The organism is Streptomyces sp. NPDC033178 (genome assembly GCF_055577685.1).
On record NZ_JBVIPT010000033.1, the window covers coordinates 1 to 14,981 of the forward strand.

Consider the following 14,981-nt stretch of genomic DNA (forward strand, 5'->3'; position numbering starts at 1 on the left):
TTTGGCACGCTGTTGAGTTCTCAAGGAACGGACGCTTCCTTCGTACTCACCCGAGAGACTCTCTCGCGGCTTTCCTCCGGGCGCTTCCCTTCGGTGTTCCAAACTCTATCAGTGATTTTCCGTCTCTCTGACCGCGGTTCTGCGGACATGCAGAACCAGACCCCGAGATAGGATCCGACAAGTTGGATGCTGCCAGGCAAGGACGCTTGGTCGCGTCACTCGGCCTCAAGCAGGTCTACGACTCTACATGCGGCTGCGGAGCGCGTGCAAATCGTTTGTGCTGTGCTCTACGGTCGCCAACCGGGTCCTCTCGTGCGGAACCGGCACTTCATATGACTTACGCTGCTGAGCAGCGCGCCGTCCAGGACAGGCAGCGACGGCCCATATGCATCTCCGCCCCTGGGAGGCTTCCCATGACCACCGTGACGTCCCCTCTTGCAGGACGCACCATCGGACTCACAGCCGTACCTGATCCGGTCTTCTCCGGAGCCATGGTGGGCCCCGGCACCGCGATCGACCCCGTCCGGGAGGCCTCGGCGGCCGTCGCCCCCATCGACGGCGTTGTTGTCTCGCTCCACCCTCATGCATTCGTCGTGGTCGACGAAGAGGGGCACGGAGTGCTGACGCACCTCGGTATCGACACCGTTCAGCTCAACGGCGAGGGCTTCGAGCTGCTCGTCAACAAGGGCGACACCGTGCAGCGCGGCCAGTCCGTGGTGCGCTGGGACCCAGCTGCGGTCGAGGCCGCCGGCAAGTCCCCCATCTGCCCCATCGTGGCACTCGAAGCCACAGCCGAGTCCCTCTCCGATGTCAGCGTTGACGCAGACGTGAAAGCTGGCGACGCTCTCTTCGGCTGGCACTGACTTCCCTGGCGTCATGAACAGCAGGCACGACAACCATCGCGGCGGCGGGACCCGCCGCTCTATCGGAGACGGTGACATGGAGACAACGCTGCGAGGCGTCGGCGTGAGCCACGGTGTGGCGATCGGCGAGGTTCGGCACATGGGAACGGCGGTGCTGGAGCCGCCTGCCAAGCAGATACCGACGGAGGACGCGGAGCGCGAACAGGGGCGCGCCCGCAAGGCCGTCGAAGCCGTTGCGGCCGACCTGATGGCACGCGGCAATTTGGCGGGCGGCGAAGCCCAGGCTGTTCTGGAGGCCCAGGCCATGATGGCCCAGGACCCGGAGCTCATGGCCGATGTCGAGCGGCGTATCGCGGTCGGGAGCACGGCGGAGCGCGGGGTGTACGACGCGTTCGCCTCGTACCGCGCGCTGCTGGCGAATGCCGGTGAGTACCTCGCCGGTCGTGTGGCGGACCTCGACGATGTGCGGAACCGTATCGTCGCCCGGCTCCTCGGTGTGCCGATGCCGGGTGTGCCGGACAGCGACGAGCCGTACGTCCTGATCGCTCGTGACCTCGCACCCGCCGACACCGCTCTGTTGGACCCGACGCTGGTCCTCGGTTTTGTGACCGAGGAGGGTGGGCCGACCAGCCACAGCGCGATCCTGGCTCGGGCGCTCGGTGTTCCCGCCGTGGTGGCGCTGCCGGGTGCGGGTGAGCTTGCCGAGGGCACGTTGGTCGCCGTGGACGGCAGCACCGGCGAGATCTTCGTGAATCCGAGTGCGGAGAAGAAGGCCGAGATGGAGGCCGCGGCCGCTGCGCGCAAGGCCGCGCTGGGCGCCTCGACCGGGCCCGGTGCAACCTCGGACGGGCACAAGGTGCCGCTGCTGGCCAATGTCGGTGGTCCCTCGGACGTTCCCGCTGCGGTCGCTGCCGGTGCCGAGGGCGTGGGTCTGTTCCGTACCGAGTTCCTCTTCCTTGACGACAGCAAGAACGCGCCGTCGGAGGAGAAGCAGGTCGAGGCGTATCGCAAGGTGCTTGAGGCCTTCCCTGAGGGGCGGGTCGTGGTGCGGGTGCTCGATGCTGGCGCCGACAAGCCGCTCGACTTCCTGACGCCGGCCGACGAGCCGAACCCTGCGCTGGGCGTGCGCGGGCTCCGCTCGCTGCTCGACCACCCCGATGTGCTGCGGACGCAGCTGACGGCGCTCGCGAAGGCTTCCGAGGGTCTGCCTGTCTACCTCGAGGTGATGGCGCCGATGGTCGCGGACCGTGCCGACGCCAAGGCGTTCGCCGACGCGTGCCGTGAGGCGGGTCTGCGGGCGAAGTTCGGTGCCATGGTCGAGATTCCGTCGGCCGCTCTGCGGGCGCGGTCGATCCTGCAGGAGGTCGAGTTCCTGTCGCTGGGGACCAACGACCTCGCGCAGTACACCTTCGCCGCCGACCGCCAGGTGGGTGCCGTGTCCCGGCTGCAGGATCCGTGGCAGCCCGCGCTGCTCGACCTGGTCGCGCTGTCCGCCGAGGCGGCCAAGGCCGAGGGCAAGAGCTGTGGTGTCTGCGGCGAGGCCGCTTCGGACCCGCTGCTCGCGTGTGTGCTGACCGGCCTCGGTGTCACCTCTCTCTCCATGGGTGCCGCGTCGATTCCTTACGTCCGCGCGACGCTGGCCAAGTACACGCTGGCCCAGTGCGAGCGTGCCGCGGCGGCCGCGCGCGCCTGTGACAGTGCCGAGGAAGCGCGCACGGCGGCCCAGGCGGTGCTGTCCGGCGAGTAGTCGGTGCCGTCAGCCGTCGATGCCGTGCGCCGTTGTCGCTGATGGGCCCTGGTCGAGGGGCGCTCCGCCTGAGGGTGGGGCGCCCCTCGTGTGTTCAGTGGGTGTGCCGTGTCGTGGGCCCTTCCTCCCCCAGGTCGGGTGGTGCGCAGTAGTCGACTCCGGATTCCGGGGAGACGAGGTCGCCGGAGACGATGTCGGTGCAGTAGGCGTCGAAGACCTCGCCGGCGGTGAGCGGCTCCAGGCCTTCGCCGCGAAGTCGCCAGCCGTAGACACGGTCGGTCGTGTCGGGGGTGCTGGCGCGCAGGACCAGGCCACCGGGGCTCTGGGTGGCGATGCCCAGTGCGAGCACGGTGGTGAATTCGAGGGCCTCGGCCTCGTCCAGGTGGGGTGTTCCGTGCTGGTCGTCGTCGGCCCGGAGGACCGCTACGAGCGTTTCGGGCTCCGTGGAGACGCTGCACACGAGGTGGCGCTCGCCCGGGCCCGAGGCGTCGAGGATGCGGACGAGCAGGTCGGAGGCGCGTACGAAGGCGACTCGGCCGATGTCCTCGCCGCAGGATGCGCAGGTGCCGATGCGGGACAGCAGCGTCGTCGCGTACTCCCAAGTGGCCTGGCGGACGGCTTCGTCGATGAGGTTCGGGACGAGGTGGTCGAGGGGCTGGCCCTCGTACGGGACGGTCGCGCCTGTCGCGGCGAGTTCCGCGGTGAAGCGGGTGCGGCTGGACGGTGTGTCCGGTTCCAGACCGTGCTCGGCGCAGAATTCCGCGTACTCCTCGGGGTCGAAGAGTGCCACCGTGGTGTGGCCGCCCTGGGAGGCGAGGGTTCGGAGCAGGGCTTCCACCTGCTGGAGATAGCTCGCGTGGCTGTCGAAGGTGAAGGTGCGGTAGCGCCGCCGCATCGCGGTGAAGTCCTGCTCGTCGGTCAACAGCCCGATGGTTCCGGCGATTTCGCGGCGCAGGACGCGTCGCATGGTCTGGTGCTGGGTGTGTGCCATTTTTCCCCCTGCGTGCAGTCGATCAATGCTCACTCACAGTAACCGGCAGCACTGACAACGCCCCTGGGACGTGGGGGGGAGCACGCCCGAGGCGACGCTGGAATGCAGGGTTGGTCAGGCTCGCTTGCGGGCCAGTTCCTCGTAGAAGTGGAGCAGGTCGAGGTTGTCGATGGAGCCGGGGTTGACCGCCTTCTCCAAGGGGGTGCCCTGGAGGAGGCGTTTGACCGGGACCTCGATGCGCTTGCCGGTGAGGGTGTGCGGGACTCCGGGTACCTCGATGACCTCGTCGGGGATGTGGCGAGGTGAGAGCTGCTCGCGGATGGTCTGCTTGATGCGGCTCAGGAGGGCGTCGTCGAGTACGGCTCCGGGGGCGAGGTGGACGAAGAGGGGCATCCAGTAGCCGCCGTCGGGCTGTTCGATGCCGATGACGAGGGACTCGCGGATCTCGGGGAGCCGCTCGACGGCTTCGTAGATGTCGGCCGAACCCATGCGGACGCCCTGGCGGTTGAGGGTGGAGTCCGAGCGGCCGTGGATGACGACGGAGCCGCGTGCGGTGACGGTGATCCAGTCGCCGTGGCGCCACACTCCGGGGTACGTGTCGAAGTAGCTGTCGTGGTAGCGGCTGCCGTCTGGGTCGTTCCAGAAGCGGATGGGCATCGACGGCATGGGGTTGGTGACGACGAGTTCGCCGACCTCGTCGATGAGGGGTTCGCCGCTCGGGTCCCACGACTGGAGGTCGGTGCCCAGGCCGGGTGCCTGGAGTTCGCCGACGTGGACGGGGAGGGTGGGGACCGCTCCCGCGAAGCAGGAGCACACGTCGGTGCCGCCGCTGACGGAGGCGATCCACAGGTCGTCGCGCACCTCGTCGTGCAGCCAGCGGAATCCGTCGGGCGGCAGGGGCGAGCCGGTGGTGGCGACGCACTGGACGCGGGAGAGGTCGAAGTCACGGGAGGGGTGGACGCCCGCCTTCCGGCAGGCCATGACGTATGCCGCCGACGTGCCGTAGAGGGTGGCGCCGGTGCGTTCGGCGATGCGCCACTGGGCGGCGGTGTCCGGGTAACCCGGGCTGCCGTCGTACAGGACGATCGTGGTGCCCGTCAGGAGGCCGGAGACGAGGAAGTTCCACATCATCCAGCCGGTGGACGTGTACCAGAAGAAGCGGTCCTCGGGCCCCAGGTCGCAGTGGAGGCCGAGCTGCTTGAGGTGCTCGACGAGGATGCCGCCCTGGGACTGGACGATGGCCTTGGGGAGGCCGGTCGTGCCGGAGGAGTAGAGCACCCACAGGGGATGGTCGAAAGGGACCTCTTCGTAGACGGGCGTTACGTCCGCGGATGTGAGGGCCGACCATTCCAGGGCACCCTCGGGGGCCTCGGTGCCGAGCAGCGGGATGTGGACGACGGCGCGCAGGGTGGGCAGTTCGCGGCGCAGTTCGGCGACGGTGTCGCGGCGGTCGTGTTCCTTGCCGCCGTAGCGGTAGCCGTCGACGGTGAACAGCACGACGGGTTCGACCTGCTGGAAGCGGTCGAGGACGCTGCGGGCGCCGAAGTCGGGGGCGCAGGACGTCCAGACGCCGCCGACGGCCGCGGTGGCGAGGAGGGCGACGACGGCCTGGGGCACGTTCGGGAGGTAGCCGCTGACGCGGTCCCCCGGGCGTACGCCGAGGGCACGGAGTTCGGCGGCCAGGGAGCCGACCTGGCGGCGCAGTTCGGACCAGCTGACCGGGGTCGGTTCGTGGTTCTCGTCGACATGGAGGAGGGCCGGTTCATCCGCTCGGGTGTCGGCCGCTCGCAGGGCGTGCTCGGCGTAGTTGAGGGTGGCTCCCGGGAACCACTGTGCGCCCGGCATCGAGCGGTCGCCCAGCACGCGCGCGTAGGGGGTGGAAAACCGTACGTCGAACCACTCGGTGACGGCTTTCCAGAACGTGTCCAGTTCGTCCACGGACCAGCGGTGCAGAGCGGCGTATCCACCCTCGGCGGGGGCTCCGTGGTGCTCGGCCGCCCAGGTCTGGAATCGGGTGATCTGTGACTGGGCGATGCGGCCCGGGTCGGGTTGCCAGAGCGGCGAGGGGTTCGCTGAGGTCATGGGGCGGCTCCCGGACAGTGCGCGTCGTGTGCGTGTACCGCGCACGGGCTGGGGTGTGCGCGTCACGCGGCTGACACGGACGATGCCATGTGATCGACATCCGCACCAGGGCGAGCCCCACATAGTCCGGCGCGTGAAGATGTGGTCCTGCCACGGGTGAACGGAAGTTGAACGACTCACTCATCGGCCGCTTCGGGTGGCAGGCTGAGCAGCATGGACGGTCGTGACCTGGTGCGTTCGATGAAGGCGGTCGGTTCGGTGGGGTCGGCCCAGGGGCTGCGTACCGTGCGGGCCGCGTGGCGGAGGAGGCGTGCCGACGCCTCGGGGCTGCCGCCGCGGGGCGCCGAGCGTGCGCGGGTTCCCGGGCCCGTGCTGAGCGTGGAGCCGGGTCCGGGTGGCGGGGTCGTCCGGTTCACCCGGTCGGAGCTGCGGATCACCGTCACGGCCGGCGGAGCCGTCTTCTGGGGTTGGGACGGGGCGGGGCCCGAGCCGTCTTACGCGCTCGTGGGCTCCTCTCCCGAACCGGATCCCCGGGCCCTGCTGGAGCCGGACAAGGACGGCGCGTGGCGGGTCGTGGCGGAGCGGATGACGGTCGTCGTGTCGCGGCACGGGGCCGTGGAGGTGCGTACGCCGGGCGGGGTGACCCTGCGGCGGGATCTGCCGCCGCGGTGGTGGGAGCCGGTGGGCGGTGGGGAGGCGCGCTGGATGCAGCGGTCCGAAGTGGCCGCGGACGCACGCTTCTTCGGCCTGGGCGGGCGCGCGTCGGGGCCCCGGCTGCGCGACGGAACGTATCGGCTGTGGAACACGGATCCGGGGCACGCCTTCGGGCCCGGCGACGATCCGCTGTACATCACCATGCCGGTGCAGATGGTGGTGGCCGACGCGGCCACCCACCTGGTGTTCCACGACAACACGTGGGACGGCGGTGTGACGCTGCGCGAGGGCGAGGAGGGTGCAGGGTCCGGGCACGACCGGGCCGGGACGAGCGAACTCCGGATGGACGGCGGGCCCCTGCGCTGCTGGGTGATGGTGGGCAATCCCGCGCGCGTGCTGCACGCCTGGGCGTCTCTCACCGGGGCCGCCGCGCTGCCGCCGGCCTGGGCCCTCGGGCACCATCACGCGCGGTGGGGCTTCGGGAGCGAGGAGGAGGTGCGACGGATCGTCGGCGGCTATCACGAGCGCGGGCTGCCGCTGGAGGCCGTGCACCTCGACATCGACCACTTCGACGCGCATCAGGTGTTCACGGTCGACCGGGACCGGTTCCCGAAGCTGCCGGTGCTCGCCGAGGAACTGCGCCGGGACGGGATCCGGCTGGTGTCGATCGTGGATCCCGCGGTGAAGGCGGAGCCCGGTAACGCCGTGTACGGCAGTGGGACCGCCGAGGAGGCCTTTGTTCGGGACGCCGCCGGGCAGCCGGTGCGTGGTGTGGTCTGGCCGGGTGAGGTGGTCTATCCGGACTTCACGCGCGCGCGTACGCGCCGGTGGTGGGGCGGTCTCTACGAAGAGCGGCTCTCCCACGGGTTCGCCGGTTTCTGGCACGACATGAACGAGCCGGTGTCGTTCGCCGCCTTCGGGGAGTCGACGCTGCCCCGTTCGGCGCGGCACGACCTGGAGGGTCGCGGCGGTGACCATCGCGAGGCGCACAACGTGTACGCGCTCGGCATGGCGCGGGCCGGCTACGAAGGCCTGCGCGAACTGACGCCCCAGGAGAGGCCGTTCCTGTTCTCCCGCTCCGGGTGGGCCGGAATGCAGCGCTACGGAGGGACCTGGTCCGGGGACGTGGCCACGGGGTGGCCCGGTCTGCGGGCGTCCCTGTCGCTGGTGATGGGCCTCGGGCTGTGCGGCGTGCCGTATTCGGGTCCCGATGTGGGCGGCTTCGACGGGAGCCCCTCCCCCGAGCTGTATCTGCGGTGGTTCCAACTGGGGGCGTACCTGCCGCTGTTCCGTACGCACGCGAGTCTGCGGGCGGGACGCAGGGAGCCGTGGGAGTTCGGTGACGACGTTCTCGGGCACGCGCGCGTGGCGCTCGTCGAACGGCGGCGGCTGCTGCCGTACTTCATGACGCTGGCGCATCTGGCACGCCGTACGGGTGCGCCCTATGTGCGGCCGGTGTGGTGGGGCGCGCCGGAGGACAGGGCGCTGCGGGACTGTGAGGACGCGTTCCTGCTCGGTGACTGTCTTCTGGTGGCGCCTGTACTGGACCCGGGCGCCGATCGGCGTGCGGTGCAGCTGCCGCGCGGGCGCTGGTACGACACGGTGACCGAGGAGGCGTACGAAGGGCCCGGGCAGGTACTGCTCGATGCCCCCTTGTCGCGGATTCCGGTCCTGGCCCGTGCGGGGGCCGTACTGCCGGTGCGTGGCGAGGACGGCGGCCTGGAGCTGGAGGTGTGGGCGCCCGCCCGCGGACGGACCGGGGGCGGGCTGGTGGTGGAGGACGCGGGCGACGGCTGGGAGGAGCCGGAGATCGAGCGCTATGTGACGCGTCGGAAGGGGAGGCGGGTGATCGTCGAGCGGTACGGGGAGGACGGCCGCAGTGAGCCGTCACTGCCCGTTCGGGTGCGGGGGCTGGGAGCGATGTGACACGCCCCTGAAGGGGGCCCACAGCCCCCCGGTGGGGCCACTCCCGAGTCGGGCGTGACCCCACCGGGGCGCGTGCGGAGCTCTCAGACGTATCGGCCCTCGAACCACGCCTTCGCCGCCAGGGTGTGCAGCGGGAAGGCGAGTTCGGTCGCCCTGCGCAGCAGCTGCCAGCCCTCGGTCTCGTCGGTCGCGACGGACGGCGGCAGGTCGGCCACCGGACGCTCCGGGAGGGCTCCGAAGAGCAGCAGGTGGCCGTCGGGGGAGCTCAGCGCGTCGACGAGCCGTACGTCGCGGCCGGCCGCGGCGATGCCCGTCTCCTCCTTGAGCTCACGGACGACGGCCTGCCGCCAGTCCTCCCGTTGGTCGATGAACCCTCCGGGCAGGGCTGTGCCCCCGCGCGCGGGGGCGATGGTCCGGGTGATGACGACCAGGGCCGCGCCCTTGGTGTCGTACACGGGTTGCAGGGCCACCGCGACCGGAGTCGGGTTGCGGTAGGCCACGGTTCCGCAGGAGGAGCAGGTGCGGGGCCAGCCGGAAACGCCCTCTCCGTAGGGCGCGCCGCAGCTCGAACAGTGGGAGTCCGGCGCGGAGTTGACGGACGGGATCTGGGTTGGAGACACGCCCGGGACTGTATCCGATCATCACAAGGACGGCTGCGCGGGCCACCTCAGTGGGAGTGGATGAGGGATTTCCTCGACACCGGGAAGTCGAAATAGGTGTCGGGGTACAGCTCGGGCTTGTACGTGAAGTGCCACCACTCCTCGGCCAGGTTGACGAAACCGAGGCCTTCGAGGGTGTCCTTCAGGAGCAGCCTGTTGGCGCGCTGCTGTCCCTGGATGCGCGGGTCGAGGGTGTGCGACAGGGTGTCGAAGCAGTCGTAACCGGTGCCCATGTCCACGGAGTTGTCCGGGAAACGCTCGCCCTGGGGCGCGAAACAGGGCACGAGGGGCTCTCCGGGGACGTACGGGCGGGTCGGCAGTGCCGGGAGCTTCACGAGGGTGAGGTCCATAGTCGAGCCGCGGCTGTGGCCGGACTTCTCCGCGATGTAACCGTCCTCGAACAGACGGGTCTTGTCGACGTTCGGGTAGAACTCGTCCTTCATGGCCTGGTCTTCGAGGTCCTTGGCCCAGCGGACGAAGTGGTCGACGGACCGCTGGGGCCGGTAGCAGTCGTACACCTTCAGGGAGTAGCCCTGCACCAGCAGTCGTTCCTGAGCCTTGTGGAGGGCCTCGGCGGCGGGCCTGGTGAGGATGCAGAGGGGCTGCTGGTAGCCGTCGATGCGCTCACCCACGAAGTTGTGCGGGGTGAAGTAGCGGATCTCCTCGATGATCGTGGGGTCCACGGATCTCAGGGCCACGAAGTCGGCGGGAGCCTTCGGCTCGGTCGTGGCCCGGGCCGTCACGGAGGCCGCGGTGACGGCCAGCAGGGCGGCGAGGACGGTGACGAGGCTGCGTACCGCCATGGAGAGTCGTGTCATGTTCCCTGCATCTATCAGGTGCGGGTTCCCCGGGGGAAGAGATCGGATACAGTCCGCGCCCGTTCGGGTGAGCGGACAGGGCCGGGGCGAGATGCGACCCGCGTGGCTCAGGGATGAGGAACGGCCGGAACCACCCCCGTGGGCCCCGGCCGTCCCTACCGATACTCCGACGCCCAGGAGGCCTGATCGGTTCTCCCCTGACGGCCCGGATTGTGCCCGGTGAGGCACTCCGGCGCCCTGCCCAATCGACTCCGCCCGTGGCACACTTCTGACGTTCCGTCAGATCCAGTGCCGTGGAGGGATCTTGTCGCGCACCCGTACACCCGTGGTCACCGGCTGGTTCACCGGCGAGGGGGAGGAGTTCCGGCTCCTCGGCACGCGCTGCTCGGCCTGCGCGTCGGTGTTCTTCCCGCGTGAGGACGCCTTCTGCCGCAATCCGGGTTGCCCCGGCGGCGATCTGGCGGAGGTCCCGCTGTCGCGGCGCGGCCGCGTGTGGTCGTACACGGACAGCCGTTACCGACCGCCGTCACCCTATGTGTCCGATCCGGAACTCGAATGGCGGCCGTACGCGTTGATCGCTGTGGAACTGGAATCGGAACGGCTCGTGGTGCTCGGACAGACCGTTCCCGGGGTGACCGTCGCCGACCTGGCGGTGGGCATGGAGGTGGAGGTCGTCCCGGGCGTGCTGAACGAGGACGCGGAGACGACCTGGACGACCTGGCACTGGCGGCCGACGGGGGTGACGGCATGACGGACGAGGTGGCGGTGCTCGGCGCGGGCATGCACCCCTGGGGCAAGTGGGGGCGCGGCTTCGTGGAGTACGGGACGGTGGCCGCGCGCGCGGCGCTCGCCGACGCGGGGGTCGACTGGCGGGACGTCGGCTCGATCGTCGGCGCGGACACGGTCCGTGGCGGATACCCGGGGTATGTGGCGGGGGCGACGTTCGCCAAGGCACTGGGCTGGCAGGGCGCCCGGGTCGCGAGCGTGTACGCGGCGTGCGCGTCGGGGGCCCAGGCCGTCAACACCGCGCGGGCGCAGATCCTTTCGGGTCTCGCGGACGTGGTCCTGGTGGTCGGCGCGGACGCGGCCCCGAAGGGCTTCTTCCGGCCTGCGGGCGGGGAGCGGCCCGACGATCCGGACTGGCTGCGGTTCCGGGTCCTGGGGGCGACGAATCCGACGTACTTCGGGCTGTACGCGCGCCGGCGGATGGCCGTCCACGGGGACACTCTGGAGGACTTCGCGCAGGTCAAGGTGAAGAACGCGGCTCTGGGGGCGCTGAATCCCAACGCCCGCTACCGCAAGCGGGTCACGGCCGAGGAAGTCGCCGCCTCGGCCGTCGTGGCCGATCCGCTGCGGCTGCTCGACATCTGCGCGACCTCGGACGGGGCGGCGGCGCTCGTGCTGTCCAGCATGGAGTTCGCACGCCGTCACGGGGCGGCGGACCCGGTGCGGATCCGCGCGGTGTCCACGGTGACGCCGCGCTATCCCAACACCGTGCTGGACCTTCCCGACATCGCTACGGACTCCGCGGTCGGGGCGGAGCCGGCGGCCGACACGTTCCGCGCGTCGATCGCGCGGGCCGCGTACGAGGAGGCAGGCGTCGGCCCCGAGGATATCTCGCTCGCGGAGGTCTACGACCTGTCCACGGCCCTGGAGTTGCAGTGGTACGAGGATCTGGGACTGTGCGGCGAGGGCGAGGCGGCCAAGCTGCTGCGCGTGGGCGCGACGGCGCCGGGGGGACGAATACCGGTGAACGTCAGCGGCGGACTCGCCTCCTTCGGAGAGGCCGTTCCGGCGCAGGCCATCGCCCAGGTCTGCGAGCTCACCTGGCAGTTGCGAGGAGCGGCGGGTGACCGGCAGGTCGCGGGGGCGCGGGTGGGGATCACCGCGAACCAAGGACTGTTCGGCCACGGGTCGGCCGTGATCGCCGTCAGGTGAGGAGGCGCGGTGTGCCGGCGGGGGGCGTCCGCACGCTGTGTGATCGGCCCGGAATCGTGCGTGAACAGCTCGTGAACTGCGCCTGGGCGCACGCGGGTGGCGTCATTATGCTTCCGTGCCCTCCTGGACGGATACTGTCCGCTTCGCCTTCCAACCGGTCGTCAATCTGACGACCGGAGGGGTCACGGCGCTGGAGATACTCGCCCGTCCGGAGTCCGGTGACATCCTCGCTCAGGCGCGCCGGGATCCCGAACTCGACGGCCGGCTGGCCGCGTTGGCGATGCGGGCGGCGGCCCGTCAGGAGACGCTGCTGCCGCTGCACGTCAACGTGTTCGCCGGGACCCTCGCCGATCTCGGAGGGCTCGCCGCGCTCCGTGACGAGGTGCGGGAGGCCGGGCGCATGCCGTGGGAGGTGACGGTCGACGTCGGCCCGCCCTTCACCCACGTACCGCACCAGGCGCTCCTCGAAGCGGTGACGGTGCTGCGGGACGCGGGTTTCCGTATCTGCGCGGACGGCATCGGCGACGGTGACGTGCCCCTGCGGTTGCTCGCGGATCTCGCGCCAGATCTGGTGAAGCTGGACGCGTCCCTGCTGTCGAGGCCGGCGGTGGTGCGGGCGATGCGCACGCTGTGCGAGCAGCTCGGGGCGTTGTTGTCCGTCGAGGGCGTGGAGACCGAGTCGCAGTGCGCGGCGGCGGTGTCCGCGGGCGCGCAGCTGGCACAGGGCGAGTTGTTCGCACCTCCGGCACGGCGGCCCGCGGCGGATGTGTACGTTCCGGCCCTCTCCCCCGTGGCCGCGGCGACGCCGCCCTACGGGCCGCCCGTACGACAGTTCGTACGGCCTGCCGCGCTGCTGCCCGCCGGGGCGTCCGCGGGGCAGGTGCGGGCGCTGCTGACCGGGTCGCCTGAGGTCTCCGGGGTGGTGCTCGTGGACGCCGCCGGGGTGCCGGTGCGGTCGGTGCACCGCTCACGGTTCCTGCTGTCGCTGTCGGGGCGCTACGGGCACGCGCTGTACGCCGACCGGCCCGCCGCGAGGCTGGGCGATCCGCCGCGCACGGTCGGGGTCGACGCGACCGCGTGGGAGGTTCTCGACGTGGTGGCGGACGGGGCACGGGACCGTACGTCGGACGATGTCGCGGTCGTCGACCGGCTCGGGCGGTGCGTGGGCGTCGTACGGCTGGCGGATCTCGTACGGGCGCTGGCGGAGAGCCGTGTCGAGGAGGCAGCCGCGCTCAATCCGCTGACGCGGCTGCCCGGTTCAGACGCGATCACCGGTGAGGTGGACCGGTGGATCGCCGACGGGCGGGTGTTCACGCTCAGTTGGCTGGACGTCGACGGCTTCAAGCGGGTCAACGACGGTGCGGGGTTCGCGGCGGGCGACGAGCTGATCCGGGCGGTGGGGCGGGCGCTGCGGGCGGCCGCGTCCGGGGCCACGCGCGTGGGGCACATCGGCGGTGACGACTTCCTGGTCCTGGCTGATCCGGAGTGGCTCGATCCACTGGCCACGTCGGTGCTCGACACGCCCTGGTCGGCGGGCGGGCTCGCCGTCACGCTGTCCCTCGCCACCGTACTGTGCGCCCCTGGCAGCGTCACCGACCACCGCGAGGCCGCCGCGTGTCTGGCGCCCCTCAAGCAGGCCGCGAAGTCCCTCCGGGGGGCCAGCTGGGTGCTGGGCCGCGCGGGCCTGCCGGGCCACGAGATCCGACGGGGGTCGGGGGCCGCACCGGCCCATGCCGAGAGTTGGGCGGGCGGGCCCGGGCGGGGATGAGTCGCGCTCGGCTGCGGGCCAGCCGAGCTGCGGCGAAGGGTGCCGCGGTGGTGCGTCGGCCGGGCTCAGGGTGCGGCCGCGCCGGGGCTGGCGGCCGGCTCCGGAGCGGCTGAAAGTTCCCGGCGGCTGAGGACTGCCGGGCTGCTGAGGGCTACCGGGCCGCCGAGAGCTCCCGGGCGGCTGAGAGTTCCCGGGCCGCCGAGGGCTACCGGGCTGCTGAGGGCTGCCGGTACAGCGCCGACTCGCCCCGCGGTGCCGTGAAGGTCACGCCACCGGCCCGGCCGATTCGGGCGACCTCCCGGGCCGCCTTCTCCGCCCCGCGGCACCGGCACACACGCCCTCCACCGCGGTGCACGCACCCCGAAGGCCGCGTTCCCGCTGACCGGCCGAACGCCGACAAGCCCCGCCCGGCTCCCGCCGCGAGAACCCGTCGACCCACGCCCTCCACCGTCGCGTACACACCCCGGAAAGCGGCCGCCCCGTCGAGCCGTCTGCGCGGGCCCGAACCGTTGTCGCCCGCGACCTTGACGCTCTCACAGTGCCGGTGAACACTTCCGGTGTCAGTCGGCATCGCCGCATTCCGGCGTATTCAGGCACTGCGCCGCGCAGGCTCTCGCCTGCGCCAACGGGTCATGCCCCACGGGCGATTCGACTACGACGGCACGCTCGTCACGGACGCCGGGCGGGGCGCGGGATCTCCCTGTCCTCGGCTGAAGTAGCCATGGGAACGCACCCTGCACGGTGGACCGGGGCGGATCGCCCCGGGCCTGGGCCTAGGAGCCGCCATGAGCAACGGAGACATTTTCGTCGGTGAGGTCATCGGCACAGCGATTCTGATCCTCTTCGGCGCCGGAGTGGTCGCCGCGGTCGTACTCAACTACTCCAAGGCGAAGGACGCCGGCTGGGTCGTCATCGCGTTCGGCTGGGGCTTCGGCGTACTGGCCGGTGCCTACACCGCCGCGCCGCTGTCCGGAGGGCACCTCAACCCGGCGGTGACCGTCGGGATCGCCATCGACACCGGGGACTGGGACAAGGTCCACATCTACATCGCCGGACAGATGGTCGGCGCCTTCCTGGGCGCGGTGCTGTGCTGGCTGGTCTACTACGCCCAGTTCCAGGCCAACGCCGACGAGGAGATAGCGCAGCCCACGCTCGGGATCTTCTCGACCGGCCCCGCGATCCGCAATCCCGTGGCGAACCTCATCACCGAGATCATCGCGACCATCGGTCTGGTGCTGCCGATCCTGGCGTTCGGCCTCACCAAGGGGCTCGGCGAGTCCGGCACCGCGATCCTGATCGTGTCGTTCCTGGTGGTCGGCATCGGTCTGTCGCTTGGTGGTCCGACGGGGTACGCCATCAACCCGGCCCGTGACCTGGGCCCGCGCATCGCCCACGCCATCCTGCCGATCCCCAACAAGGGGACGTCGGACTGGAGCTACTCGTGGATCCCGGTGGTCGGGCCGCTGATCGGCGGAGTACTTGCCGGGCTCATCTTCAAAGCAGCCTTCTGAGGCAGCCGTCCGAAGAATCCGACG

The 14,981-nt window shown here is 70.8% G+C and carries 11 protein-coding genes; 7 read left to right on the plus strand and 4 right to left on the minus strand.

Annotation, left to right across the window (positions count from 1 at the left end):
• Positions 1-413 precede the first annotated feature (413 nt).
• Both ACZ5VQ_RS46785 and ptsP read left to right on the plus strand, forming a co-directional pair.
• On the plus strand, positions 414-863 hold the full coding sequence (locus ACZ5VQ_RS46785; protein ID WP_307526818.1) for a PTS sugar transporter subunit IIA: 450 nt from the start codon (positions 414-416) through the stop codon (positions 861-863).
• A gap of 76 nt (positions 864-939) precedes the next feature.
• Positions 940-2,610 (plus strand): phosphoenolpyruvate--protein phosphotransferase, encoded by a 1,671-nt coding sequence (ptsP, locus tag ACZ5VQ_RS46790; RefSeq protein ID WP_469110387.1) that lies wholly within the window; start codon positions 940-942, stop codon positions 2,608-2,610.
• 94 nt (positions 2,611-2,704) lie between these two features.
• On the opposite strand, the gene ACZ5VQ_RS46795 is transcribed toward ptsP, so the two are convergent.
• Both ACZ5VQ_RS46795 and ACZ5VQ_RS46800 read right to left on the minus strand, forming a co-directional pair.
• Complete coding sequence (locus ACZ5VQ_RS46795; RefSeq protein WP_469110347.1) at positions 2,705-3,601, minus strand: hypothetical protein; 897 nt, start codon at positions 3,599-3,601, stop codon at positions 2,705-2,707.
• A gap of 114 nt (positions 3,602-3,715) precedes the next feature.
• Positions 3,716-5,683: an acetoacetate--CoA ligase gene (locus tag ACZ5VQ_RS46800; RefSeq protein WP_469110348.1), complete on the minus strand. Its 1,968-nt coding sequence runs from the start codon at positions 5,681-5,683 to the stop codon at positions 3,716-3,718.
• A gap of 213 nt (positions 5,684-5,896) precedes the next feature.
• Between ACZ5VQ_RS46800 and ACZ5VQ_RS46805 the strand changes: the two genes are divergently transcribed.
• Entirely contained in the window at positions 5,897-8,263 is a 2,367-nt protein-coding gene (locus ACZ5VQ_RS46805) for a glycoside hydrolase family 31 protein (protein ID WP_469110349.1), read from the plus strand.
• Between the two features lie 83 nt (positions 8,264-8,346).
• Here the strand turns inward: ACZ5VQ_RS46805 and ACZ5VQ_RS46810 are convergent, their stop codons facing one another.
• Together ACZ5VQ_RS46810 and ACZ5VQ_RS46815 are read right to left on the minus strand one after the other, a co-directional pair.
• Positions 8,347-8,883, minus strand: a complete 537-nt coding sequence (locus ACZ5VQ_RS46810) for an NUDIX domain-containing protein (protein WP_469110350.1) — start codon at positions 8,881-8,883, stop codon at positions 8,347-8,349.
• A 47-nt stretch (positions 8,884-8,930) separates the two neighbouring features.
• Positions 8,931-9,740 (minus strand): M15 family metallopeptidase, encoded by an 810-nt coding sequence (locus tag ACZ5VQ_RS46815; RefSeq protein ID WP_469110351.1) that lies wholly within the window; start codon positions 9,738-9,740, stop codon positions 8,931-8,933.
• Between the two features lie 325 nt (positions 9,741-10,065).
• On the opposite strand from ACZ5VQ_RS46815, the gene ACZ5VQ_RS46820 reads away from it, so the two are divergent.
• The 4 genes from ACZ5VQ_RS46820 to ACZ5VQ_RS46835 all read left to right on the plus strand — a co-directional run bounded on the left by ACZ5VQ_RS46820 (position 10,066) and on the right by ACZ5VQ_RS46835 (position 14,957).
• The gene (locus tag ACZ5VQ_RS46820; protein ID WP_469110388.1) at positions 10,066-10,491 is read left to right on the plus strand and encodes a Zn-ribbon domain-containing OB-fold protein; all 426 of its coding nucleotides are present in this window, start codon (positions 10,066-10,068) and stop codon (positions 10,489-10,491) included.
• On the plus strand, positions 10,488-11,678 hold the full coding sequence (locus ACZ5VQ_RS46825; protein ID WP_469110352.1) for a lipid-transfer protein: 1,191 nt from the start codon (positions 10,488-10,490) through the stop codon (positions 11,676-11,678). Before ACZ5VQ_RS46820 ends, ACZ5VQ_RS46825 begins: the two co-directional genes overlap by 4 nt.
• Before the next feature lie 115 nt (positions 11,679-11,793).
• The gene (locus tag ACZ5VQ_RS46830) at positions 11,794-13,446 is read left to right on the plus strand and encodes an EAL domain-containing protein (RefSeq protein WP_469110353.1); all 1,653 of its coding nucleotides are present in this window, start codon (positions 11,794-11,796) and stop codon (positions 13,444-13,446) included.
• A 785-nt stretch (positions 13,447-14,231) separates the two neighbouring features.
• Complete coding sequence (locus ACZ5VQ_RS46835) at positions 14,232-14,957, plus strand: MIP/aquaporin family protein (RefSeq protein ID WP_055613366.1); 726 nt, start codon at positions 14,232-14,234, stop codon at positions 14,955-14,957.
• Positions 14,958-14,981 lie beyond the last annotated feature (24 nt).

Coding starts and splice junctions, on each gene's coding strand:
- ACZ5VQ_RS46785 (WP_307526818.1), top strand. CDS start 414: ATGACCACCGTGACGTCCCCTCTTGCAGGACGCACCATCGGACTCACA.
- ptsP (WP_469110387.1), top strand. CDS start 940: ATGGAGACAACGCTGCGAGGCGTCGGCGTGAGCCACGGTGTGGCGATC.
- ACZ5VQ_RS46795 (WP_469110347.1), bottom strand. CDS start 3,601: ATGGCACACACCCAGCACCAGACCATGCGACGCGTCCTGCGCCGCGAA.
- ACZ5VQ_RS46800 (WP_469110348.1), bottom strand. CDS start 5,683: ATGACCTCAGCGAACCCCTCGCCGCTCTGGCAACCCGACCCGGGCCGC.
- ACZ5VQ_RS46805 (WP_469110349.1), top strand. CDS start 5,897: ATGGACGGTCGTGACCTGGTGCGTTCGATGAAGGCGGTCGGTTCGGTG.
- ACZ5VQ_RS46815 (WP_469110351.1), bottom strand. CDS start 9,740: ATGACACGACTCTCCATGGCGGTACGCAGCCTCGTCACCGTCCTCGCC.
- ACZ5VQ_RS46825 (WP_469110352.1), top strand. CDS start 10,488: ATGACGGACGAGGTGGCGGTGCTCGGCGCGGGCATGCACCCCTGGGGC.
- ACZ5VQ_RS46835 (WP_055613366.1), top strand. CDS start 14,232: ATGAGCAACGGAGACATTTTCGTCGGTGAGGTCATCGGCACAGCGATT.